Origin of the sequence: Chitinophaga lutea, assembly GCF_003813775.1 — a bacterium.
In the GTDB taxonomy this organism is placed as follows: Bacteria; Bacteroidota; Bacteroidia; order Chitinophagales; family Chitinophagaceae; genus Chitinophaga; species Chitinophaga lutea.
In genome coordinates this window covers 2634388-2657541 of sequence record NZ_RPDH01000002.1, presented here as the reverse complement: position 1 = coordinate 2657541, position 23154 = coordinate 2634388, and the positions used below count along the sequence as shown (strand labels likewise).

Annotated in this window: 21 protein-coding genes and 1 rRNA gene; 20 read left to right on the top strand and 2 right to left on the bottom strand. The window is 50.1% G+C overall.

Features of this window, described 5'->3' with window-relative positions; translation table 11 throughout:
- The first annotated feature begins 5 nt into the window (after nucleotides 1-5).
- Nucleotides 6-117 (top strand): 5S ribosomal RNA (rrf, locus tag EGT74_RS23140).
- A gap of 430 nt (nucleotides 118-547) precedes the next feature.
- Entirely contained in the window at nucleotides 548-1504 is a 957-nt protein-coding gene (locus EGT74_RS23135; protein ID WP_123848893.1) for an SDR family oxidoreductase, read from the top strand.
- Nucleotides 1505-1804: 300 nt separating this feature from the next.
- On the opposite strand, the gene hisS is transcribed toward EGT74_RS23135, so the two are convergent.
- Nucleotides 1805-3154: a histidine--tRNA ligase gene (gene hisS, locus EGT74_RS23130; protein ID WP_123848892.1), complete on the bottom strand. Its 1350-nt coding sequence runs from the start codon at nucleotides 3152-3154 to the stop codon at nucleotides 1805-1807.
- A gap of 134 nt (nucleotides 3155-3288) precedes the next feature.
- Nucleotides 3289-3735, bottom strand: coding sequence for a low molecular weight protein-tyrosine-phosphatase (locus tag EGT74_RS23125; RefSeq protein ID WP_123848891.1), 447 nt, complete (start codon nucleotides 3733-3735; stop codon nucleotides 3289-3291).
- Between the two features lie 560 nt (nucleotides 3736-4295).
- Here EGT74_RS23125 and EGT74_RS23120 point away from each other — a divergent pair.
- The 18 genes from EGT74_RS23120 (at nucleotide 4296) to EGT74_RS23035 (ending at nucleotide 23085) form a co-directional block, all read left to right on the top strand.
- Nucleotides 4296-5219: a PstS family phosphate ABC transporter substrate-binding protein gene (locus tag EGT74_RS23120; RefSeq protein WP_123848890.1), complete on the top strand. Its 924-nt coding sequence runs from the start codon at nucleotides 4296-4298 to the stop codon at nucleotides 5217-5219.
- A 66-nt stretch (nucleotides 5220-5285) separates the two neighbouring features.
- A complete protein-coding gene (locus tag EGT74_RS23115) occupies nucleotides 5286-7004 on the top strand; it encodes a tetratricopeptide repeat protein (RefSeq protein WP_123848889.1) in 1719 nt (572 codons plus the stop codon).
- Between the two features lie 249 nt (nucleotides 7005-7253).
- Nucleotides 7254-8975, top strand: a complete 1722-nt coding sequence (locus tag EGT74_RS23110) for a tetratricopeptide repeat protein (protein WP_123848888.1) — start codon at nucleotides 7254-7256, stop codon at nucleotides 8973-8975.
- Nucleotides 8976-9109: 134 nt separating this feature from the next.
- Entirely contained in the window at nucleotides 9110-9505 is a 396-nt protein-coding gene (locus EGT74_RS23105) for a hypothetical protein (protein WP_123848887.1), read from the top strand.
- A 97-nt stretch (nucleotides 9506-9602) separates the two neighbouring features.
- Nucleotides 9603-10736, top strand: coding sequence for a peroxiredoxin family protein (locus EGT74_RS23100; RefSeq protein WP_123848886.1), 1134 nt, complete (start codon nucleotides 9603-9605; stop codon nucleotides 10734-10736).
- Nucleotides 10737-10965: 229 nt separating this feature from the next.
- Nucleotides 10966-11361, top strand: coding sequence for an NADH-quinone oxidoreductase subunit A (locus EGT74_RS23095; RefSeq protein WP_123848885.1), 396 nt, complete (start codon nucleotides 10966-10968; stop codon nucleotides 11359-11361).
- A 37-nt stretch (nucleotides 11362-11398) separates the two neighbouring features.
- Complete coding sequence (locus tag EGT74_RS23090; protein ID WP_123848884.1) at nucleotides 11399-11962, top strand: NADH-quinone oxidoreductase subunit B; 564 nt, start codon at nucleotides 11399-11401, stop codon at nucleotides 11960-11962.
- A 17-nt stretch (nucleotides 11963-11979) separates the two neighbouring features.
- Nucleotides 11980-12501, top strand: a complete 522-nt coding sequence (locus EGT74_RS23085; protein WP_123848883.1) for an NADH-quinone oxidoreductase subunit C — start codon at nucleotides 11980-11982, stop codon at nucleotides 12499-12501.
- Nucleotides 12502-12528: 27 nt separating this feature from the next.
- Nucleotides 12529-13746, top strand: coding sequence for an NADH-quinone oxidoreductase subunit D (locus EGT74_RS23080; protein ID WP_123848882.1), 1218 nt, complete (start codon nucleotides 12529-12531; stop codon nucleotides 13744-13746).
- Nucleotides 13747-13961: 215 nt separating this feature from the next.
- A complete protein-coding gene (locus EGT74_RS23075; protein ID WP_123848881.1) occupies nucleotides 13962-14459 on the top strand; it encodes an NADH-quinone oxidoreductase subunit NuoE family protein in 498 nt (165 codons plus the stop codon).
- A 47-nt stretch (nucleotides 14460-14506) separates the two neighbouring features.
- Entirely contained in the window at nucleotides 14507-15874 is a 1368-nt protein-coding gene (nuoF, locus tag EGT74_RS23070; RefSeq protein WP_123848880.1) for an NADH-quinone oxidoreductase subunit NuoF, read from the top strand.
- 55 nt (nucleotides 15875-15929) lie between these two features.
- Nucleotides 15930-17033: a 2Fe-2S iron-sulfur cluster-binding protein gene (locus EGT74_RS23065; RefSeq protein WP_123848879.1), complete on the top strand. Its 1104-nt coding sequence runs from the start codon at nucleotides 15930-15932 to the stop codon at nucleotides 17031-17033.
- An 8-nt stretch (nucleotides 17034-17041) separates the two neighbouring features.
- On the top strand, nucleotides 17042-18091 hold the full coding sequence (gene nuoH, locus EGT74_RS23060; RefSeq protein ID WP_181954770.1) for an NADH-quinone oxidoreductase subunit NuoH: 1050 nt from the start codon (nucleotides 17042-17044) through the stop codon (nucleotides 18089-18091).
- Between the two features lie 256 nt (nucleotides 18092-18347).
- Complete coding sequence (nuoI, locus tag EGT74_RS23055; protein ID WP_123848878.1) at nucleotides 18348-18863, top strand: NADH-quinone oxidoreductase subunit NuoI; 516 nt, start codon at nucleotides 18348-18350, stop codon at nucleotides 18861-18863.
- A 7-nt stretch (nucleotides 18864-18870) separates the two neighbouring features.
- On the top strand, nucleotides 18871-19362 hold the full coding sequence (locus EGT74_RS23050) for an NADH-quinone oxidoreductase subunit J family protein (protein WP_123848877.1): 492 nt from the start codon (nucleotides 18871-18873) through the stop codon (nucleotides 19360-19362).
- Between the two features lie 12 nt (nucleotides 19363-19374).
- Nucleotides 19375-19692: an NADH-quinone oxidoreductase subunit NuoK gene (gene nuoK, locus EGT74_RS23045; RefSeq protein WP_123848876.1), complete on the top strand. Its 318-nt coding sequence runs from the start codon at nucleotides 19375-19377 to the stop codon at nucleotides 19690-19692.
- A gap of 24 nt (nucleotides 19693-19716) precedes the next feature.
- On the top strand, nucleotides 19717-21615 hold the full coding sequence (gene nuoL / locus EGT74_RS23040) for an NADH-quinone oxidoreductase subunit L (RefSeq protein ID WP_123848875.1): 1899 nt from the start codon (nucleotides 19717-19719) through the stop codon (nucleotides 21613-21615).
- A 24-nt stretch (nucleotides 21616-21639) separates the two neighbouring features.
- On the top strand, nucleotides 21640-23085 hold the full coding sequence (locus EGT74_RS23035) for a complex I subunit 4 family protein (protein WP_123848874.1): 1446 nt from the start codon (nucleotides 21640-21642) through the stop codon (nucleotides 23083-23085).
- The last annotated feature ends 69 nt before the right edge of the window (nucleotides 23086-23154 follow it).

The following is a 23154-nucleotide window of genomic DNA, read 5'->3' as shown; positions in this document are numbered from 1 at the left end:
GATCTTATGGTGGTTTTGCCGAGGGTGTTCACCTCTTCCCATTCCGAACAGAGAAGTTAAGCCCCTCATGGCCGATGGTACTGCACTATCATGCGGGAGAGTAGGTAGCTGCCATATTTATTAGAAAAAGCCTTATCGGGTAACCGGTAAGGCTTTTTTGTTTTTATACCCTTCTGCGTCGCAGTTTTTCAATGCATGATCTCCGGGAGAAGGCATATCAGTGATTCCCTTTAGTCCTTCCATATGCCGCTAAATACAGCTCGTTTAATTTTATGCAATTGGTCTCAGCCATATAGAGTAGGTTTCACTATCCACATCAGTTAGCCATACAATGACCGTTCCACGGTCCTCTTCATTTGTCATCCGTGACGATACTCCGCCTCCGGGTTATTGTCCGGTGTATTCATCTAATCAATTACTTCAACCTACTGGAGTCTTCTCCTTATACTGTTATCTCCCCAGTACTACTGCTGTTGTTCCATTAGACACCACGCAAATACCCTGCGTAGTAAATTCCTACCTTCACCAATAACCTAACTCACACATCATGAAACCATTAACTGGAAAAATTGCCCTGGTAGCCGGTGCTACCCGTGGCGCCGGCCGGGGCATCGCATGTATGCTTGGCGAAGCGGGCGCCACCGTTTATTGTTCCGGGCGCAGTGTACGCGGGAATCTCGCTTCCGGCAGCCATCGTCCCGAAACCATCGACGAAACTGCGGAAATGGTAACCGCACATGGCGGTGTCGGTATTGCTGTAAGAACAGATCATAGCGTGGAAGAAGAAGTAGCGGCCCTCATTGAACGCATCAGGAAAGAACAAGGCAGGTTGGATATACTGATCAACGATGTATGGGGTGGAGATGAGCTGATTACATGGGGCAAGAAATTCTGGGAAGTTAACTTGCCCGATGGTTTTAAAATGCTGCGCCAGGCGATCAATACCCATATCATCACCAGCAAATACGCCGTTCCGTTAATGCTGGAGGCAAAGAGCGGCATTATCATGGAAATCACTGATGGCGATGGTTACTTCTACCGGGGGCAGCTGTTTTATGATCTCGTTAAAACATCGGTTATCCGTATTGCCTTTGGCATGGCGGAAGAGCTCGAAGGGACCGGTATCACAACAGTCGCCGTTACCCCGGGTTACCTGCGCTCCGAGGCGATGCTGGAATACAAAGGCGTGACGGAGGCGAACTGGAAAGAAGGCACTAAAATCGACCCCAATTTCATCGCATCGGAAACGCCTTATTTTGTCGGCCGCGCCGTCGCATCGCTGGCGGCGGACCCGAATGTGTCCACAAAAAACGGGAGGGTCTTCAGTTCATGGGATCTGTCGGATGAATACGGGTTTAAAGATATTGACGGGAATAGCCCGCACTGGGGACGTTATGTTGCGACCACCATTCCGAAATATCAATACAAACGCTGTGATGATGAATTTTACAGCTATTGGAGATTTCTTTCCGGCGTGAAAATCGGGGAAACGGAATGGACCTGAGAATTGGCTGCTGCCTTTGAAAACACCCATGAGCCCGGGAAGCTGGAACTGAACACTATTCACTGGCATAAAATTCACAAATCGCACCACGCCGGAAAATCTCTTCGGGCATTGTTCTGAAAGCGCGGCTAAGAGGAAATGAAATTGGCGAGGTAAATAGTGGGGGATGAGAAGAATCCTCCGAAAAAGGCATGCGATAAATTGAAAATCATTACATAAAAAAGGTGTACATCTTGTACACCTTTTTATATCCCAAAGAGATTCATTCGCGGGAATTTCGTTCGCAGACAGTTATTCCATTTAACTGAAATCGAACGCAGCCAGCTCCTCCGGCTTAATAGCAAACCGTTGTTTATTGGGAATATTCTTGATGAAAATAGTCCCCGGCTCATTGTCTTCCACATAGGCGATAAACGGAATGCCGCGTTTCTCCGCATATTTATACTGTTTATCCTGCTTAATATTTTCAGCATATAACTCGGTAATCACCCCTTTGGCCCGTATCTGTGATACATACCCAAAAGCCTCTGCCAGCCTGTTTTCGCCGGGATAGAAAAACAACACCTGGGTGCCTTGTTGCGCTTCAGCGGGGAATAGCTGGAGCTCTTCCAGCACGTCATAAATCCTGTCTACCCCGAAGGAGATACCCACGCCGGAGATGCCCGGCAGGCCGAAAAGACCGGTGAGATCATCGTAACGGCCACCGCCTCCGATACTGCCCATATTGACGGTAGCGGGGGCTTTCACTTCCACGATCATACCCGTATAATAATTCAGGCCGCGGGCAAGCGTAAGGTCAATCACCGGCGCTTCATTGAAAGGAATGAGCTGGCTGCCGGCAATAAACCGGAGCTCTTCCACGCCTTTCAAACCTGTTTCCGAAGCGGCGAGCAATTGCGTAAGCTGTGCGAGTTTTTCATCGTTGGTACCATCAACGGCTATAAAATTCATCACGGTATCGATTTCCGCCGGCAGCAAACCACGTTCCGCCAGTTCCTGCCGTACGCCGCTGTCGCCGATTTTGTCGAGTTTATCGATGGCTACCGTAATTTCGGTCATCAGTTCCGGCCGGCCCACCAACTCCGCGAGCCCCGTCAGAATTTTGCGGTTGTTTATTTTAAGCTGGTATCCCTTCAGTCCCAGTTCGGTCAGTACCGTATCATAAATTTTCAGCAGCTCTATTTCATTCAGCAGCGAATTGCTTCCGATCACATCCGCGTCGCACTGGTAGAATTCGCGGTAGCGGCCGCGTTGGGGGCGGTCGCCTCTCCACACCGGCTGAATCTGGTACCGTTTGAAAGGCAGCACCAGTTTTCCCTGGTTCATCACCACATACCTCGCAAAGGGGATGGTCAGATCGTATTTCAATGCTTTTTCGCAGAGCAGCAGTCCCAATTCGTGGGCGTCTTTTGCCATCTGCGCCTGCCCGTAAATGCTTTCGCCGTTGTTGAGGATCTTAAAAATCAACCGGTCGCCTTCGTCTCCGTATTTTCCCAGCAGGGTGGACGTGTTTTCCATCGCCGGTGTTTCAAGGGGCTGAAAGCCGTACAGCTCAAAGGTTTTACGGATGGTCGCAAAAATATAGTTACGCTTGCGTACCACATCAGGCCCAAAATCCCGGGTACCTTGCGGGATACTTAATTTTTTCATTTAATCTGTAATGAGTTGTTTCGTTGTATTGAAATTTTACGGCCATGGGACTTCGTCCGGAGCGCTTCACATTCTTTTACAAGACGGCGCCACTGCATGTTCACATCCCCTGTCAATCCTTCCGGCGGATATCATCAATCCCGCACTGCCTGCTCCTTCACAATCCGCTCGCAGGCATCATAAATGAGTTGGAATACGGGCTCGAACAGCGCATCGTCGTACCAGGGATCCGGTACCGGCTGCTGGTGCTCCAGCAATAATTGTACCTTGTCCCGGTCTGCGTCCGTGCGCGCTTTCCGCAGCACATCACGGTAATTGTCCAAATCCATCACGAAAATCCGGTCGAACCGGCCGAAGTCCCCGGCGCTGAATTGCCGCCCCCGGAGCCCCGAAATGTCGATGCCATGGCGGTGTGCCACCTGTACCGAACGGCGGTCCGGCGGGTCGCCCACGTGCCAGCTGCCCGTTCCGGCAGAATCGATTTCCCAGTCCAGCTGCTGTTCCGCAGCCAGGTGCCGCAGTATGCCTTCCGCCAGCGGCGACCGGCAGATATTTCCCAGGCAGACCATCAGTATTTTCATCGTTCAATATTCTTTAGGGATAAATTACTGTAAATCAGTAGCTTAATTGCCCTGTGGGTGAAGGCATTCACCGTTTTTACCGACCGCAAACCTACCGAATTTTCAGGGAAGTATATAACGCATTTCACTACCTTGTATATGTTAAAAATGTCAGGCAATATGGAATTTGCGGAACGGTGCATCTTTATTTCATAAATCTCCAGCCCCGGCCGGTATTGGATTTTAACAAACGAATAAAGTTTCTATAACTACTTGAAAACAATTTTTTTTGTATAATTGTAATTTACCGACAATGCAACAGGAATACGACAGCACAAACAAACGGCGGAACATTTCATACCGGCCCATGGGGGAATTGATAAGAGGATTATTTTTTATCGTTTTCGGATTATATGCACTGCTGGCAGAACGCATGGGTTGGGGTAAACTCAGCCTCCCGCAGGAATTAATCTATGCATTGGGCGGTGTCTTATGTGCGTATGGATTATATCGTGTGTACAGGGGCATCAAACAATTATTTTTCTGATCTGGAATTTTTCGTCATTACTTAGACAGTGCTTATGTTGTTTAAAAATAAGAACCTGAAGAGCGTATTGTTTGCAGTGATCTGTATTACCTTCGTAGCAGTAAGCTGTACACAAAGACAATCAAAGCAAGGAAAAGAACAGGACACAGCCACGTCAGGCACCATCCGGATTTCCGTAGATGAAACCTATCAGCCGCTGATCGAAGCCGAAATAAAAGTATTCCAGTCACTCTACCCGAAAACAAAAATCATTGCCGAGTATAAACCGGAAATCGACTGTTTTAAAGATCTCTTTAACGACAGCGCGAGAATGATCATCGTAACGCGCGACCTGAAACCGGAGGAGAGGGAATATTTCAAAAAAGAAAAGATTCGCCCGCAGTGCATGCAACTGGCAACGGATGCGGTAGCCCTGGTTGTGAACAATGCCAACCCGGATTCTATCCTTACCATGGACCAGGTACGGCAGATCATGACCGGCAAAGCGGAAAAGCCCTGGCAGATTGTATTCGACAATCAGAATTCCAGCACGGTACGTTTCATCCAGGATTCGATCAACAAGGGAGCGCCGCTGCCGGCTACTACAATGGCGGCAAAAACGAATCCCGAAGTGATCGACTACATCACAAAAAATAAAAACGCCATCGGCGTCATCGGGGTGAACTGGATTTCCGATACCAGCGATCCCAAGGTGATTGATTTTAATACGAAAGTCACCACGGTGAAACTGAGAGGCGACGGATATACTGACTTTGTAAAACCTTACCAGTTTTACATCGGTATGAAATCTTATCCCCTGACCAGGGGCATGTTTTATGTACTGAAAGAACCCTATCAGGGTCTGGGCGCGGGGTTTGCCACTTTCCTCGGCGGTCAGGAAGGCCAACTGCTGATAGGGCGGTATAAATTATATCCTGCAAGACTGAACATCGTTTTCAGAGAAGCCACGCTGAAATAACCACGTCTTGCGATATCAACCTTGTAAACAATAAATACTGATAACACAACTAAAACCGGATTGCTCATGAACAGAAGGAACAGTTTATTTGTTGCCATGCTCTGCATAGCCAACGGAGCCATGGCACAATCTGTGGAAGATGGTTTGAAGGATTTGTACTATGGCAAATACCAAACCGCGAAGCAGAATCTTGAAAAAGCGATTGCTGCCAAACCGACGGACGACCGCGGATATTATTACCTGGGTATTGCCGAGCTGGGTCTTGAAAACAAAGATGCAGCTGCTGCAGCCTTCACCAAAGGTCTCACAGCCGTTCCCAACTCCCCGTTGCTGACCGCAGGTTTAGGCCGTATCGACCTCCTCAACGGTAAAGCTGCAGAAGCGAAGCAGAAATTTGAAAGTGCAACCACCGCCAGCGAAGGCCGCAACGGCGACGTGGCCCGTGCTATTGCCGATGCCAACACCGAAGTGAAAGGCGGCGACCGTGGTTACGCCCTCAGCACCATGGAAAAACTGCTGAACAACGAAGGCCGTAAGAAAAAACAAATGTATACCGCTACAGCAGCCGATTACATCGAGTTAGGCGACGCATACCGTTATCTGGGCGGCGAGAATGGCGGCAAAGCCATCAGCTCCTACGATAAAGCACTGGAGCTGGATGCCAACAGCGCCGAAGCTGTGACCAAACAAGGGATGGTGAATTACAATGCCCGCCTGAAAGAACAGGCCATCGGAGACTGGACTAAAGCCACCTCCATGGATGCAAACTATGGCCCTGCTTATTTCGAACTATACCAGTTTTACATAACGCTGAAAAAAGAACAATATTCACCTGCGCATGCTGCAAAATACCTCCAAAAATATATTGAGGTAAGTGATCCTTCAGACAAGTTGAAGAATGAATATAATATGGCGGCGCTGTCTTTCCTTCAAAAAAATTATGACGAGGCGATTGCCAAAGCCAAAGCAATTATGCCCACTGCGAATGAGGTTTACAAGGCAAAATTAACACTGCTGGCTGCTGACGCTCATTTGTGGAAAGGGGACTCACTTTCCGCCAAGGCATTGATGGACGAGCGTGTGAAAACGGTAGGAGAAAATAAACTGGAATTAAAGGACTTTAAGTTGCTGAGCGCCATTTACGGTAAACTTAAACACGCAGATTCAGCCACCCAGGCGGGATATCTGCAGACAGCTGCCACTTACCTTGAGAAATTTGCAGACATCGATACTTCTAAAGATGCTGAATCTTTCCGCAATGTGGCCGAAGCCTTTAAAGAAATGCGTAATTGGGGCAAAGCCGCTAAATGGTATGGTAAAGCCCTTGAGACAAAAGACAACCCCAGTGCAGTAACTGACCAGTTCTACAAAGCTTACTATGAGTATTATGCACAGGACTACGCCGCTTCCCAGACAACATGGACCGACTTTACTACAAAGTACCCGGAGCAGGTTACCGGTTTCTATTGGAAAGGAATGGCAGGTTTTGCCCAGGATCAGCAGGCTAAGGATGGTAAGGCGAAAGAGGCTTTTGAAAAGTACATTTCCCTGGTGAAACCTGAAGATGAAGCCAAAAACAAACGCTTCCTCCTCAACGCTTACACTTACCTGATGCTGTATTATTATAACCTGGACGATAAGGCCAATATGCAGCCTTATATGGACAAACTGGTAGCTATCGACCCGAACAACGATGCAGCGCGCCAGGTGAAGGAGTTTATTGAGGCTTCCAACAAACCTGCCGGTGGAGCAGCTAAAACGGCTGGTACCAAGGGCAGTAAATAATCATATACAAATACCTGACATACAAAAAGCAGTGCTCAAAAGGCACTGCTTTTTTTGTCTGCTCCCGTTTGTACCGGAAAATTAACTTTTCATGCATTGTTATTACCGAAAGAAATGAGTAAATTCAGAGATGGGTGCAACGCTCACCTGATCAACCCTATTGAAACTGGCATGTTTTTTAGAGCATACAACCCATACTGACGCCGGCGCTGTGTGTGCGGCGTGTTTTAACGGATTAAAACTAAAGTCATGAAGAAGCGTATCAGTACCGTAATCGCCCTGCTTTGCCTCGCTGGCGGGGTTATGGCTCAATCAATAGACGACGGGCTTAAAAATCTGTACTACGGCAAATATGCCGCAGCCAAGGCGGATTTTGAGAAAGTGATTGCCTCCAGACCCAATGAGGAACGGGCGCATTACTACCTTGGGATGGCTGAATTGGGGCTGGAGAATAAAACAGGAGCTGCCGCCGCCTTTCAGAAGGGGCTCACAGCCGTTCCCAATTCTCCGTTGCTCACCGCCGGCATGGGGCGAATAGACCTGATCAGCGGCGATGCCGCAGGCGCCCGCCAGAAATTTGACGCCGCCAATACCGCCACTAAAGGTAAAAATGGCGATGTGGCCCGTGCCATTGCAGATGCCAATACCGAAATTAAAGGTGGCGACAAACAGCTCGCCCTCAAGGTAATGGAAACCCTGCTGAACAACGAAGGGCTTAAAAAGAAAGACCAATACATCGCAACCGCCGCGGATTATATTGAACTGGGCGACGCCTACCGCTACCTCGGCGGCGAAAACGGGGGTAAGGCTATAGCCGCGTATGAAAAAGCACTGGAGCTGGATGCAAAAAATGCGGAAGCAGTAATGAAACAGGGGCACGTAAACTACAACGCTAAATTACTGGAGCAAACAGTAGCGGAGTATGCTAAAGCCACGCAGTTAGACCCTAATTATGCTCCGGCGTTCTACGAATTGTACCAGTTTTACTACACCCCCCGGCCCAGACAGTTTTCCCTGGCCAAAGCCAAAGAATATCTGCAGAAGTACCTGACGGTTTCTGATCAGGGTGATAGGGTGAAAAACGAATATTATCTCGCTTCTATCATGTATTACGATAAAGACTATGATGCAGCTATTGATAAAGCAAAGGGATTGATGCCCCAGGCTAATGATGCATATAAATTAAAGCTGGACCGGCTGATCACTTTGGCTTACCTGACAAAGGGGGACTCCCTCAACGCTCAAAAGACTTTTGACACTTATGTGCAAAGAATCGGGAAAGACAAAATGGAGTTGCCAGACCTTAAATTGGGCAGTGATGTTTACAGCCGGCTGAAAAGCAGCGACTCCGCTACGATGGCTCAGAATAGCGCGAAGTCGCTTGAATACCTGGAAAGATATGCAACTTCGGACACGGTGAAAGACCTGGACCGGTACGAAGAAGTAGCGAAGGCTTTTCAACAAGCCAGAATATTTGCAAAAGCTGCGGATTGGTATCAGAAGTACGCCGATCTTAAAGTAGAGAAGAAGGAAAAACCGGCAGCAGTGGATTTGTATAATGTAGGGATTAATTACTATCTGGCATCTGCAGGCACTACCACGGATACCTCCATTCTGGCCAAATCAGTTGCGGCTTTTAGCAAACTGGCCACGGAATATCCAGACCTTACCACCGGGCACTACTGGCAAGGCATGGCAAATGCCGCAAAGGACGTGGAAGCTAAATCCGGGGTAGCCCTTCCGTATTTTGAAAAGTACATTTCCATGGCCGAAGGCGATCCGGCGAAAAATAAGGCCGGCCTGATCAAGGCGTACACTTATTTAATGGTATATTACTACAATAAGGACGATAAAACCAACATGCAAAAATATATGGATAAACTGGCGCCGCTTGATCCGGCCAGCGAACCGCTGAAGCAGATCAAAGACGTAATGGCAAGTAAAAACAGCGCACCCAGAGCAGGCCGATAAAGTGACAGTGGTTATTCTTTTATAAAGAATAAGGCCTGTTAGCCAGGTACGGCAAGGGCGTGACCAAAATTTATCCCATTTCATTTGCGTAAAATCGCTATATTAGGATATTGTTTAACCTTTAAATGGATTCTATGAAACACATGTTTGCCCGATTCGCATCATTACTCATAATTATGATGATGATGCAAGTTACCCTTGTACGTGCCCAAAGTGCAGAGAACAAAGTAAAACAGCTTACCTACGAAATCTTAACAAGCGTAAGCCAGCAGGAAGAAGTGCCCAATGATCAGATACAACAGGATATTGCAGCGCAAAATCCGGAAGCGCGTGAGGAAACTTTAAATGTCAGAGAAATCATTGTGAGCAATCTGAAAGCAGCAGCGTGCCCCGACGGCTTCTATTGCCTCCATGGGTTCTGCATTAGCTACTGGCAAGGTGCTGAGTGCAGGGAAAATTCAGACTGTCCCTGGGATCAGATTTGCTACAATAACCGGTGCTCAGTATTCGGCGGCGGGCCATGTGAATAACCCCTAAAACCGCTTTTTACATCTCTTAAGGAAACAAGGTTAGCGATAAGTTAGATCGCTAACCTTATTTCATTTGCCCATTCCAAATTGAGAAATCATGAGGAAGAACTTACTACGTTCGGTAACAATTTTTTTTCTTTTGATGATGTTGGCTTTGGTTCAACAAAACGCTGTTGGGCATAGCCATGCTAATCAAACTATTACTTTTAAAGGTGAGTTTATTGGTGAATCAAAATACCTTGATGGTTATAAGATCGTATTGTACAACAATGAAACCAGGCAGTCGGATTCGGCTGTTATTATCCACGGGAAGTTCGAGATCAGATGCGAATTTCTGCGTCCAACCAGGTATTTGTTGTATTCTACATACGAATTGAAAAAGAAAGGAGGTTTTCAGCCGTTGGCTATTCTTGTGGATACTACCTGTACTGTTCGGATTGAGGCTTCAAAAGAGCAATTTAACAGCAGTAAGGTGGCAGGCGCGGCGCCCAACAAAGTATTGAACGATTTCCTGAATCAATTGGCTGACAAATTAACTGCCATTGCCGAAAGTGATAGAGAACTGGGAATAATCAAGGCCAAAAATTCCCGTTATCCGCTTCAGCCTTACCTTCTCCCACTGTACGACAGTATTTTAACAAATAATGGTTCTTCTTTAGCATCCGGCTTTATTTTGGACCGGTATACCACTTATTTTGATGAAGACACCAAACATCGGTTATACGAAAAGCTGACAACTAAAGGGAAATCATTTAGTTACGCACAGGCGTTCTTTCAAAAACTGGTTGCTCAAAGAAATGCAGTGGCCGGAAAACAGGGAGCCTCCTTTGAGTTGCCCGATTCCGGCGGCGTTTTAGTTACTTCAGATAGCTTCAGAGGGAAGTTCGTTGTCCTGGATTTCTGGCTAAGCAATTGTTTGAAATGCCATGCTGAAAATCAGATACTTAGACGGATCTGGGAAACATATCAAAACAAAGGGCTTGTAATAATAAGCGTGTCAATGGACTATTTGAAAGATGACTGGCTGGCATACCTGCGCAAAGAAAAGTTGCCTTGGGTACATTTGTACGAAACAGACAGAACTCGGAGTGTTGCCAGGTTAAAGTACGGGGTATCGGATTTTCCAGCCAGTTTTTTGCTTGACCCGAGCGGAACAATTATCGGCAGTAAATTGAATGCCGCTGCCATTGAGGAGTGGCTGGGCGCCTATTTTAAAAACGGTTCCTTATAAATACCCGCCTGCAGCCTCGGAATGGCCGCCGGAGCAGCTGGGGTAATGATGATACATATTTCCTGTTTTAACCATTGTTTGTGTCCCCGGAAACCACGGAAACCCAATCGTTCATATCTTATTATATTACATATACAAAAAAAAGATTAGATTTTAGGTCGTCGTGGATTTGAATTATGCTTTACTTGCAGTATTTTTGCGCTTTCGGACAATTTATATTGGGAAGCTTATGTTTTTTGCCTCTGATTTTTTGACTGCTAATAACACTCCTTTCAGTTATTTCCCTATCGTTTTGCAACTGATTGCGGCTTTGGGCTTTGTTGGAATCACTATGATTGCCACACACTTACTCGGTCCCAAGCGAAAAACCAAAGACAAGCTGATCAACTTTGAAAGCGGCATTGAGCAGATGGGCAACGCCCGTCAGCCCGTTGCGGTGAAGTACTTCCTGACAGCTATTTTGTTCGTGCTGTTCGACGTGGAGGTGATCTTTTTCTACCCGTACGCTGTTAATTTCAGGGAGCTCGGGTGGGATGGTTTCCTTGCCGTGGTGGCCTTTGTGGCCTTTTTCATGGGCGGGTTCTTTTACATCGTCAAGAAGGGCGCGCTGCGTTGGGAAGATTAATTTTTAAGTTAACTATTAATTAAGGAGGGTAAAGATTATGTCTCGTCCTGTTCAGTTCAATAATAAAGTGAAGCTGGTGGAAATGCCGGAAGGCCTGACCGGCGAAGGTTTTTTTGCGACTTCTTTCGACAAGGTGATCGGCCTTGCCCGTAAGAACTCCATCTGGCCGCTGCCGTTCGCCACTTCCTGCTGTGGCATTGAATTTATGGCTACGATGGCCGCTCACTACGACCTGGCCCGTTTCGGTTCCGAAAGGCTGGGTTTCACGCCCCGCCAGTGCGATTTGCTGATGGTGATGGGCACCATCGCCAAAAAAATGGCGCCCGTATTACGCCAGGTATACCTGCAGATGGCGGAGCCCCGCTGGGTAATAGCCGTTGGCGCCTGCGCCAGCAGCGGCGGTATTTTCGATACCTATTCCGTTTTACAGGGGATAGACCAGGTAATACCGGTAGACGTGTATGTGCCCGGCTGCCCGCCCCGCCCGGAAGCTATCCTGGACGGCGTGATGCGCATCCAGGACCTGGTTGGCCAGGAAAGCCTCCGCCGCCGTCACTCTGAGCGGTATAAAGATCTGATGAACTCATACGGAATAGAATAAACGTTAATAGCTTATACATGTCTTTGACGAACGAGCATATAAAAAACAGGCTGGTAGAAAAATTCGGGGATGCGCTCACAAATTTCGAAGAATCCTTCGGAATGATGTCGTTTTACGCGCCTAAAGAGCTCAACCTCAAAGTGATGCAGTTCCTTTATGATGAAGAGGACCTGCAGTTCCGTTTTCTGTCGGACCTGACCGCTGTACATTATCCCGATAAAAAAGGGGAGGAGTTGGCAGTAGTGTACCACCTGCACACTTTCGTACATAATGTGCGCCTCCGTTTTAAAGTGTTTACCGACATCACCACGCCGCAGGTGTATACGGCCACCAGCCTTTACGCTACCGCCAACTGGATGGAACGGGAAACCTACGACTTTTTCGGCGTCGACTTCGTTGGCCATCCCAACCTGGTCCGCATCCTGAACGTAGACGAAATGGACTACTTCCCGATGCGCAAGGAATTCCCGCTGGAAGACCAGACGCGCGTGGACAAAGATGATGAAATGTTTGGCCGCGGCGGGAACGTGGGGATTTAATCAATTGAATTTTATTTAGCTAGGATTATGTCAGAGCAGCAACATATAAAATTACCGGAAGGCTCCATAGAGAAGCAAACCAACACGCTCAACCTGGGACCTACGCACCCCGCTACGCACGGGGTGTTCCAGAATGTGCTGGAGATGGATGGCGAGCGCATCGTGTCTGCCACCCCCACCGTGGGATACATTCACCGCGCATTTGAAAAAATTGCAGAGCGCCGGCCCTATTACCAGATCACTCCTTTAACAGACCGGCTGAACTACTGTTCTGCACCTATCAATAACATCGGCTGGCACCTCACCGTGGAAAAACTCCTGGGTATCCAAACCCCGAAAAGGGTAGACTACCTGCGCGTGATTATCATGGAGCTGGCCCGTATTACAGACCACCTGATCTGTAACTCCGTAATCGGGGTAGACAGCGGGGCGTTTACAGGGTTCCTGTATGTGATGCAGTACCGCGAACTGGTGTACGAGATTTATGAAGAGATCTGCGGTTCCCGCCTCACTACCAATATCGGCCGCGTAGGCGGTTTCGAAAGAAACTTCACGCCCGTGGCCTTCCAGAAAATCGAAAAATTCCTGGCTGAATATCCGGCGGTACTGAAAGAGTTCGAATCGCTTTTCACCCGCAACCGCATTTTCATCGAGCGTACGCAGGGCGTGGGCGCCATCACCGCCGAAAGAGCGATGAACTACGGCTTTACAGGTCCCAACCTGAGAGCTGCCGGCGTCGATTACGACGTGCGCGTGGCTAACCCGTACTGCTCATACCAGGATTTTGAATTCTCCATCCCTGTAGGCACCACCGGCGATACTTACGACCGATTCCTGGTGCGCAACGCGGAAATGTGGCAAAGCCTCAGCATCATCCGCCAGGCCATGGAAAAAATCAAAACACTGCCGGAGCACGTATACCATGCGGATGTGCCGGCCTATTACCTGCCCGACAAAGACGACGTATATACAAAAATGGAAGCGCTCATCTACCACTTTAAGATCGTGATGGGTGAGACGGACATTCTGCCCGGCGAGTTATACCACCCGGTGGAAGGCGCCAACGGCGAGCTTGGTTTTTACCTCATCAGTGACGGTGGCCGCTCTCCTTACCGCCTGCATTTCCGCCGGCCGTGTTTTGTGTACTACCAGGCATATCCCGAGTTGGTGAAAGGTGCGATGCTGAGCGATGCCATCATCTGCCTGAGCTCGCTCAACCTGATTGCAGGCGAACTGGATGCATAACCGGGCGCCTGTTCTTTATTTGTACTATACCTGAAAGCTCTTTGTTTTTAAATATGCATACGATTGTTCGCCGGCGTAACTGTATCGTCCACCTTCCGTAAGGACCGGCCTGAAAACACGGGCAACAATTTTACAGCATTGGCAAAGTGCCGTCTGACGACAGTACAACTGCCGGAACACAATATTCTGAAGTTTATAAAAAAGACGTTTGATAAATGGCCGTTCAATTTTCTGAAGAGAAGCTGAATAAAGTAAAAGAAATCATTGCGCGCTACCCGGAAGGGAAGCAGAAGAGCGCCTTGATCCCGGTGCTGCACCTGGCGCAGGAATCGTTCGGCGGCTGGCTGAGTGCGGAAACCATGGACTATGTGGCCTCGCTGCTGCAGATCACGTCCATCGAAGTGTACGAGGTGGCCACCTTTTACTCCATGTACAACCTGAAGCCCGTTGGTAAATACCTCTTCGAGGTATGCCAGACCGGCCCGTGTATGTTGAATGGCTCCGACAACATCATTGCATACATCAAGGAAAAGCTAGGCATCGGAAACGGGGAAACTACGCCCGACGGCCTGTTTACCCTCAAAACCGTGGAATGCCTCGGCGCCTGCGGGTATGCACCGATGATGCAGCTGGGTAAATTTTATAAAGAACACCTGACGAAAGAAAAGGTAGACCAGATTATTGCCGAGTGCCGTGCACAGGCCGGTAATTAATAAAATCAATCCTGCTCCCCAACGGGGCAGACCAATATAAAGAGAAAATGGGACGTAAATTATTGTTAGATAAGGCGCATATAGAAGGCATCCGGTATTACGACGTATACCGGCAGAACGGCGGTTATGCCGCTGCTGAAAAAGCCCTGAAGAGCATGAGCCCGGACCAGGTAACAGAAGAAGTGAAAAAGAGCGGCCTGCGCGGTCGCGGTGGCGCGGGTTTCCCAACCGGCCTCAAATGGAGCTTTCTGGCCAAACCGGAAGGCGTGCCCCGTTACCTGGTTTGCAACGCGGACGAATCCGAGCCGGGTACGTTTAAAGACCGTTACCTGATGGAGTTCCTGCCCCATCTGCTGATCGAAGGCCTGCTGATTTCCAGCTATGCCCTCGGCGCCAACCGCACTTACATTTATATCCGTGGCGAATACGCCTGGATTCCCGATATCCTGGAAGAGGCTATCCGCGATGCGCACAAAAACGGCTGGCTGGGTAAAAACATCCAGGGCAGCGGTTTCGATCTCGACATATACGTACAGCGTGGTGCGGGTGCTTACATCTGCGGCGAAGAAACGGCGCTGATCGAATCGCTCGAGGGCAAACGCGGCAACCCGCGCATCAAGCCGCCCTTCCCGGCCGTTAAAGGCCTGTGGCAATGCCCCACCGTGGTGAACAACGTGGAAACGCTGGCGGCGGTAGTGCCCATTCTCAATATCGGAGGTGACGAATATGCCAAAATCGGCATCGGCAAATCTACCGGTACCAAACTGATCTCCGCCTGCGGCAATATCAACAAGCCCGGCGTGTACGAGATCGACATGACGATTTCTGTAGAAGAATTTATTTATTCTGAAGAATACTGCGGCGGCATCCCTAACGGGAAACGCCTCAAGGCCTGTATCCCCGGCGGTTCTTCCGTGCCCATCCTGCCTGCCAACCTGCTGCTGAAAACGGCCAAAGGCGAACAGCGTATGATGACGTACGAAAGCCTCAACGACGGCGGGTTCCCCACCGGTTCCATGATGGGCTCCGGCGGGTTTATCGTGCTGGATGAAGATCAGTGCGTGGTGCGCCACACCCTGAGCCTGGCGCGTTTCTATCATCACGAAAGCTGCGGGCAGTGCAGCCCGTGCCGTGAAGGCACCGGCTGGATGAAGCGTGTGCTGATGAACATCGAGAACGGTAAAGGCAAAATGAGCGATATAGACCTGCTGTGGGACATCCAGCGCAAGATCGAAGGCAATACCATTTGCCCCCTCGGCGACGCTGCAGCGTGGCCTGTAGCCGCTGCCATCCGTCACTTCCGTGACGAGTTCGAATGGCACGTGAACAACCCGGAAGAAGCGCAGCGCCGCAACTTCGGGCTGGCACATTATGCAGATCCCTTGCCGGTAGTAGCTGCGGCTGCTGCCGTTTAATACAATCATTTTCTCCCGGTGAATGGCTTTCCGGGGAATGCAAAGTTTTAGTACAATGGCGGAAGAAAAGAAATTATTCAAGGTTACGATCGATAACATCCCGGTAGAGGTGGAGCCGGGCACTACCATCCTGAACGCCGCGAGGAAAATAGGAGGCGATGTGGTGCCGCCTGCCATGTGTTATTATTCCAAACTGCAGGGCAGCGGCGGTAAATGCCGTACCTGCCTCGTTAAAGTGTCCAAAGGCTCCGATGCGGACCCGCGCCCCATGCCCAAACTGGTGGCCAGTTGCCGCACAACGGTCATGGACGGGATGGAAGTGGCCAACATCACTTCGCCCGAAGTGCTCGACGCCCGCAAAGGCGTAGTGGAATTCCTGCTCCTCAATCACCCCCTCGATTGCCCCGTGTGCGACCAGGCCGGTGAATGCGACCTGCAGGACCTCAGCTACGAGCACGGCGCCGAAGCCACCCGCTACGAGTTCAAACGCAGAACTTTCGAAAAAATCGATATCGGCGATCATATCAAACTGCACATGACGCGTTGCATCCTGTGCTACCGCTGCGTGTTTACGGCCGACCAGCTCACCAACAAACGTGAGCACGGCGTACTCCACCGCGGCGAGGCGTCCGAGATCGGCACCTATATCCAAAACGCCCTCGATAACGACTTCATCGGCAACGTGATTGATGTTTGTCCCGTTGGCGCACTGACCGACAGAACGGCCCGCTTCAAAAACCGCGTTTGGTTCCTCAAACCGGTAGATGCGCACCGCAACTGCGAAAACGAAAAGTGCTGCGGTAAAACCGTGCTCTGGATGCGCGGCGATGAGATATTCCGGGTGACTGCGAGAAAAGATAAATACGGTGAAGTGGAAGATTTCATCTGCGATACCTGCCGTTTCGAGAAGAAAGACGTGAAAGACTGGGTGGTGGAAGGCCCCCGCACCGTAGCGCGCCACAGCGTTATTTCGCAGGGTCACTACGTAGGTGTGCACAAACCGCAGGAAACCATCAAAGAAGTGATGAGCGGCCGTGATCCGAAACTGCTGATGAACATCCACAGCGTGAGTGAAGTGAACCAGCCGAAGGTAGACCTCAGCAAGATCGACGGCCCTGCCCATTCCACCGATTTTCCTAAACTTAATGGCGTTCAATAAAGCGAGATATGACCTTACTTAATATAGCAATTGACTGGGCTTTTATTATCGAAAAAATCGTGCTCATATCTGCGGTGCTTGCTGTATCGCTGCTGATTGCCATGTACGAAACATACGGCGAACGTAAAGTTGCGGCCTGGATCCAGGACCGCCGTGGTCCCAACCGTGCAGGTCCCTTCGGTATCCTGCAGCCGCTGGCGGATGGTGGCAAGCTGTTCTTTAAAGAAGAGATCATTCCCACCAACTCCAACCGTTTCCTGTTCGTGCTCGGCCCTTCCATCGCCATGTTCACCGCCTGCCTCACCAGTGCGGTAATTCCCTGGGGAGATGTGCTGACCATTGCCGGCCGCGAAGTCAGTCTCCAGGTGGCGGATGTCAACATCGGTCTGCTGTGGATACTGATGGTGATCGGCCTGGGTGTGTACGGTGTGATGATCGGCGGATGGGCTTCCAACAACAAATTCTCCCTGCTCTCCGCCTGCCGCGGTGCCTCGCAGGTGATTTCTTACGAGCTGCCGATGGGGCTTTCCCTGATCGCCCTGTTTATGATCAGTGGCTCCCTCAGCCTGAAAGACATCGTGGAACAACAGCGCGAAGGCGTTTGGTATGTGCTGCTGCAGCCGCTCGGCTTCCTGATCTTCCTGATCTGCGCATTCGCCGAGTGTAACCGTACGCCGTTCGACCTGCCGGAAGCAGAGAACGAGCTGAACGGCGGCTTCCACCTCGAATATTCTTCCATGAAGCTGGGCTTCTACCTGTTTGCCGAATACATCAACATGTTTATGAGTTCCGTACTGATGGCTACGCTGTATTGGGGCGGGTATTCATTCCCCTACATGGACAGCCTCGGCCTGAGCCCGAACATGGTGACCATCCTGGGTATTCTTGCACTGTTCCTGAAAACATTCGTGTTCATCTTCATATTCATGTGGGTACGCTGGACTGTTCCGCGCTTCCGCTACGACCAGCTGATGAAACTCGGATGGCATGTACTCATCCCGCTCGCGCTGCTGAACATGCTGGTGACCGGTGCGGTGATCTTGTACCGCCAGGGATAAAACATAAGGCGTTGATGCTTAACAATCATCTCGCCGCTGAAGTAGACATTAAGCGCTGATGAAACAATGTTCCATCAGACTACTGGAAAATACTAAATGAACTGATGAAATAACATTCCATCAGACTACTGAAAAAGACTAAATGAACTGATGAAATAACATTCCATCAGACTACTGAAAAAGACTAAATGAACTGATGAAATAACATTCCATCAGACTATTGAAAAAGACTAAATGAACTGATGAAACTCATTATATGCAAACACTAACCAACAGGGCACAGCCGGTAGACAGGAGGCCCATGAATTTATGGGAGAAATTGTACCTGCCGGCAGTCGTAAAAGGCATGGGTATCACCCTTTCGCATATATTCAAAAAGAAGGCAACGGTTAACTATCCTGAAGAGACGCGTCCCTTCAGCCCGGTGTTCCGTGGCCTGCACATTTTGAACAGGGATGAGGAAGGGCGTGAGCGCTGTACGGCATGCGGCCTTTGCGCAGTGGCTTGTCCTGCTGAAGCCATCACCATGGAAGCTGCCGAGCGACTGCCGGGTGAAGAGCACCTGTACCGTGAGGAAAAGTATGCAGCCCGTTATGAAATCAACATGCTGCGCTGCATTTTCTGTGGTTTCTGCGAGGAAGCCTGCCCCAAACAGGCCATTTACATGACGGAAACCTTTGCTCCCGCCAATTACCAGCGTAAAGGATTTATTTACGGGAAAGATGATCTGCTGATCCCCGATCCTAATAATCCCATCACTGTAAAAAAGTAAAGGAAGAATGGACATACAACAGATTATTTTTATCGTGCTTTCCGCCATTGCCTTAGCAGGGGCGTTGGGAGTGATTTTAAGCAAGAACCCAGTTAACAGCGTGCTGTGCATGATCACCTGCTTTGTTGCCATTGCAGGCCATTACATTATGCTGAACGCACAGTTCCTGTTTGTGGTGCACCTGATCGTTTACACAGGCGCCATCATGGTACTGTTTCTTTTCGTGCTGATGATGATGAACCTGAATGCGGATATTGAGCCGCAGAAGCGCAACTGGCTGAAATACGCCGGCGCCATCAGCGGCGGTGCGCTGTTGCTGGTACTGGTAGCCGCCCTGCGCGACGCCAGCATGCCCGCGATTCAGCCAGCTTCCACAGACATCGGCCTCGTGGCCAACCTCGGTAAAACATTGTTCACCAGTTATGTAGTGCCTTTCGAGCTGAGCAGCGTACTGTTCCTCAGCGCGATGGTAGGAGCTGTTGTGATTGGTAAAAAATAAAAAATCATCTCGATGCCGGTTCAATATTACATCTTCCTCAGCGTAGCCCTTTTCTGCATTGGCATAATGGGCGTACTCATGCGCAGGAACGCGATCATTATTTTCATGTGCATAGAACTGATGCTGAATGCCGTGAACCTTTTGCTGGTAGCCTTCTCCAAAATGTGGGTGGATGCCGGCCGTATAGATGCCGCCGCTGCGCAGCTCTTCGTGTTTTTTGTGATGGTGGTGGCCGCCGCCGAAGTAGCAGTGGGCCTGGCCATTATCGTGATGATGTACCGCAACACGCATTCGGTAGACATCAATATTCTCAGCAGATTGAAAAACTAAGGAATTTAAAAATAGTATAGATCGATGATACATCTTGTTTGGCTGGTACCGTTCTTACCGTTGTTAGGGTTCCTGATCAATGGATTGGGCAGGAGGTATTTATCTAAATCGCTGACAGGCGTTATAGGTAGCGGAAGTGTGGTAGCGGCGTTTGTGATCAGTTTGCTCATTTTCTTTGAAGTGCGCACACCGGGCTTCACCCCCCAGGTGGTTACACTGTTTGATTTCATTAACGTGGGCAGCCTGCACATTCCCTTCGCCTTCCAGGTAGACCAGCTGAGCGCTTTGTTCCTGCTGATCATCACCGGCGTGGGCTCGCTCATTCATATTTACTCCACTTCTTACATGCATGAGGAAAGCAACGAGGGATTCGCCCGTTATTTCGCTTACCTCAACCTGTTCGTGTTCTCCATGTTGATACTGGTGCTGGGCGCCAACTATGTGATGATGTTCATCGGCTGGGAAGGTGTGGGGCTCTGCTCTTACCTGCTCATCGGTTTCTGGTTCAAAAATATCAGCTATAATAAAGCCGCCAACAAAGCGTTCATCATGAACCGCATCGGCGACCTCGGTTTCCTGCTCGGCATCTTCCTGCTCATCCAGCAGTTCGGTTCAGTAACCTTTACCGAAGTGTTTGCGCAGGTGCCGGCCGTTGGCGCCAACAGCAATGTGCTGTTCGCCATCGCCATGCTGCTTTTCATCGGCGCCATGGGTAAATCCGCACAAATTCCCCTCTACACCTGGCTGCCCGACGCGATGGCAGGCCCCACCCCGGTGTCGGCCCTTATCCACGCCGCTACGATGGTGACCGCGGGTATTTATATGGTGGCCCGCAGCAACGTGATTTATTCGCTGGCTCCCCACATCCAGGCCATTATCGCCGTGGTAGGCCTGGTAACGGCTTTGCTGGCCGCATCCATCGCACTGAAACAAAACGACATCAAAAAAGTGCTGGCCTACTCCACGGTAAGCCAGCTGGGTTATATGTTCCTGGCACTCGGCGTGGGCGCTTACACTGCCGCCGTGTTCCACGTAATGACGCACGCTTTCTTCAAAGCCCTGTTGTTCCTTGGCTCCGGCTCCGTAATCCATGCCATGGGCGGCGAGCAGGACATCCGCAAAATGGGCGGCCTCAAAAAATGGATGCCCGTGACCAACATCACCTTCCTGATCGGCTGCCTGGCCATCGCAGGTATTCCCGGCCTGAGCGGTTTCTTCTCGAAAGACGAAATCCTCGCCCATACCTTCGGCTACAATAAAATCATGTACGCACTGGCCCTCATCGGCGCTCTGATGACGGCTTTCTATATGTTCCGCCTCTATTACATCACCTTCACCGGTAAATTCCGCGGTACCCATGAACAGGAACATCACCTGCACGAAAGTCCCGCTGCTATTACCCTGCCGCTGATCGTGCTGGCGGTGCTGTCTGTGATCGGCGGTTATGTGGGCATGCCTGAAGTATTCGGTGTACCGCACTTCCTGTCCGGTTACCTGGCGCCCATCTTCGAACCTTCCGCGCCTTACCTGCACGCGCATCACCTGAGCCACAGTCTCGAATGGGGACTGATGGGCCTGAGCACCGGACTGGTGATCGTGATGATCCTGTTTGCGCGCAGCAGGTTCAGCAACTACCAGGACAGCGGTGCCGAAAACACCGGTATCGCCAAAGTGCTGGAAAATAAATGGTATGTGGACGAGCTGTACGATGCCGTGATCGTGAAACCCCTGATGGCGCTGAGCGCTTTCTTCCAGAACGTGGTGGAAAAAGCCGGTATCGACGGCGTGGTGAATGGCGTTGGCCGGGGCGTGAAATGGGGCGGCGGCCGGATGAGGCTGTTGCAGAACGGCCAGGTGGGTTTCTACATCTTCGCCATGGTGATCGGGATGATCGTATTGTTGGTGATCAGTTTGTTTTTATAATCGATAGCGGATTAAGATAAAGATATGTTGACAGTATTACTCATATTGATTCCTTTGGTAACAGGGCTGATCACGTTCGGGCTGAAAGGGCCGGCTGCTAAAGTATTCAGCTTGTTATCTTCATTAGCCTCGCTGGTAGTTGCAGTGATTGCATGGCAGCAGTTCAGCGCTGCGCCGGAAAGCCTGCAGTTCACCCAAAGCTGGATTCCCCAGCTGGGCAGTCAATTTAATGTAGGATTGGATGGTATGGGCACCATGCTGTGCCTGCTCACGGCCATCTCATTTCCGCTCATCTTCATTACGGTGTACAACCGCGATTACGAGAAACCGGGTGCCTTCTACGGCCTCATGCTGCTGTCGCAGGCCGGCCTCATCGGCGTGTTTACCGCTTACGACGCGCTGCTGTTCTACGTATTCTGGGAACTGGCGCTGATTCCCGTTTATTTCCTTTGCTCCATGTGGGGCGGCGAAAGAGCGGTGCCCGTTACATTTAAATTCTTTGTTTACACGTTTGCAGGTTCCCTGCTGATGCTGGTAGGCATTATCTATATTTATTTCCAGACGCCGGATCATTCTTTCAGCTGGACGTCCTTTACATCGCTGCAACTGAGCACGCAGGACCAGTCGTGGTTGTTCTGGCTTTTCTTTGTGGCCTTCGCCATCAAGATGCCGGTATTTCCCTTTCACACCTGGCAGCCCGACACTTACGAACAATCGCCTACCCCCGTTACGATGGTGCTGAGCGGCATCATGGTGAAGATGGGCCTGTTCGGCGTTATCCGCTGGCTGCTGCCGGTGCTGCCCCAGGGCGCGTTCATGTGGCAGGAAGTGGCCATCGTATTGTCCATCATCGGTATCATCTACGCTTCGTGCATCGCCATCATGCAGTCTGATCTCAAACGCCTGATCGCGTACTCTTCCATCGCGCATATCGGGTTGATGAGCGCTGCGATTTTCGCCAACAACGAGCAGAGCATGCAGGGTGTACAGGTACAGATGTTCAACCACGGTATCAATATCATCGGTTTGTGGATAGTGGTGGAGATCATCCAGAACCGTCTCAACATTAAAAATATGAGCGAGATGGGCGGCATTGCCTCGTACGCGCCGAAACTGGCCATCGTGCTGGTGGTGGTGAGTCTGGCCAATATCGCGCTGCCGCTGACCAATGGTTTTATCGGTGAGTTCCTGATGTTCAGCGGGCTGTTTCAGTATAACGCATGGTTTGCCGCTATCGCCGGTCTGGCCATTATCCTGGCCGCCGTTTACATGCTCCGGATGCTGCAGAAAGTGATTTTCGGCGAAGCCAACGCACTGACGGCCACCACCACCGATCTGAAATCCGGTGAAATGCTGGCTATCGGGGCCGTGATCGTCGTGATCTTTTTCCTGGGTGTGTACCCCAAACCTTTACTGGAACTGGTGCACAGCACTACGGCAATTGTGAACGCAACGGCGTGGGTGAAATAATTTAAAATAGAGATTCTGTAACGTTAAGATATGAACGCATTAATTTCTACGGCTGTATTTGGGATTGTT

Coding starts and splice junctions, on each gene's coding strand:
- EGT74_RS23135 (WP_123848893.1), top strand. CDS start 548: ATGAAACCATTAACTGGAAAAATTGCCCTGGTAGCCGGTGCTACCCGT.
- hisS (WP_123848892.1), bottom strand. CDS start 3,154: ATGAAAAAATTAAGTATCCCGCAAGGTACCCGGGATTTTGGGCCTGAT.
- EGT74_RS23125 (WP_123848891.1), bottom strand. CDS start 3,735: ATGAAAATACTGATGGTCTGCCTGGGAAATATCTGCCGGTCGCCGCTG.
- EGT74_RS23120 (WP_123848890.1), top strand. CDS start 4,296: ATGTTGTTTAAAAATAAGAACCTGAAGAGCGTATTGTTTGCAGTGATC.
- EGT74_RS23115 (WP_123848889.1), top strand. CDS start 5,286: ATGAACAGAAGGAACAGTTTATTTGTTGCCATGCTCTGCATAGCCAAC.
- EGT74_RS23110 (WP_123848888.1), top strand. CDS start 7,254: ATGAAGAAGCGTATCAGTACCGTAATCGCCCTGCTTTGCCTCGCTGGC.
- EGT74_RS23105 (WP_123848887.1), top strand. CDS start 9,110: ATGAAACACATGTTTGCCCGATTCGCATCATTACTCATAATTATGATG.
- EGT74_RS23100 (WP_123848886.1), top strand. CDS start 9,603: ATGAGGAAGAACTTACTACGTTCGGTAACAATTTTTTTTCTTTTGATG.
- EGT74_RS23095 (WP_123848885.1), top strand. CDS start 10,966: ATGTTTTTTGCCTCTGATTTTTTGACTGCTAATAACACTCCTTTCAGT.
- EGT74_RS23090 (WP_123848884.1), top strand. CDS start 11,399: ATGTCTCGTCCTGTTCAGTTCAATAATAAAGTGAAGCTGGTGGAAATG.
- EGT74_RS23085 (WP_123848883.1), top strand. CDS start 11,980: ATGTCTTTGACGAACGAGCATATAAAAAACAGGCTGGTAGAAAAATTC.
- EGT74_RS23080 (WP_123848882.1), top strand. CDS start 12,529: ATGTCAGAGCAGCAACATATAAAATTACCGGAAGGCTCCATAGAGAAG.
- EGT74_RS23075 (WP_123848881.1), top strand. CDS start 13,962: ATGGCCGTTCAATTTTCTGAAGAGAAGCTGAATAAAGTAAAAGAAATC.
- nuoF (WP_123848880.1), top strand. CDS start 14,507: ATGGGACGTAAATTATTGTTAGATAAGGCGCATATAGAAGGCATCCGG.
- EGT74_RS23065 (WP_123848879.1), top strand. CDS start 15,930: ATGGCGGAAGAAAAGAAATTATTCAAGGTTACGATCGATAACATCCCG.
- nuoH (WP_181954770.1), top strand. CDS start 17,042: ATGACCTTACTTAATATAGCAATTGACTGGGCTTTTATTATCGAAAAA.
- nuoI (WP_123848878.1), top strand. CDS start 18,348: ATGCAAACACTAACCAACAGGGCACAGCCGGTAGACAGGAGGCCCATG.
- EGT74_RS23050 (WP_123848877.1), top strand. CDS start 18,871: ATGGACATACAACAGATTATTTTTATCGTGCTTTCCGCCATTGCCTTA.
- nuoK (WP_123848876.1), top strand. CDS start 19,375: ATGCCGGTTCAATATTACATCTTCCTCAGCGTAGCCCTTTTCTGCATT.
- nuoL (WP_123848875.1), top strand. CDS start 19,717: ATGATACATCTTGTTTGGCTGGTACCGTTCTTACCGTTGTTAGGGTTC.
- EGT74_RS23035 (WP_123848874.1), top strand. CDS start 21,640: ATGTTGACAGTATTACTCATATTGATTCCTTTGGTAACAGGGCTGATC.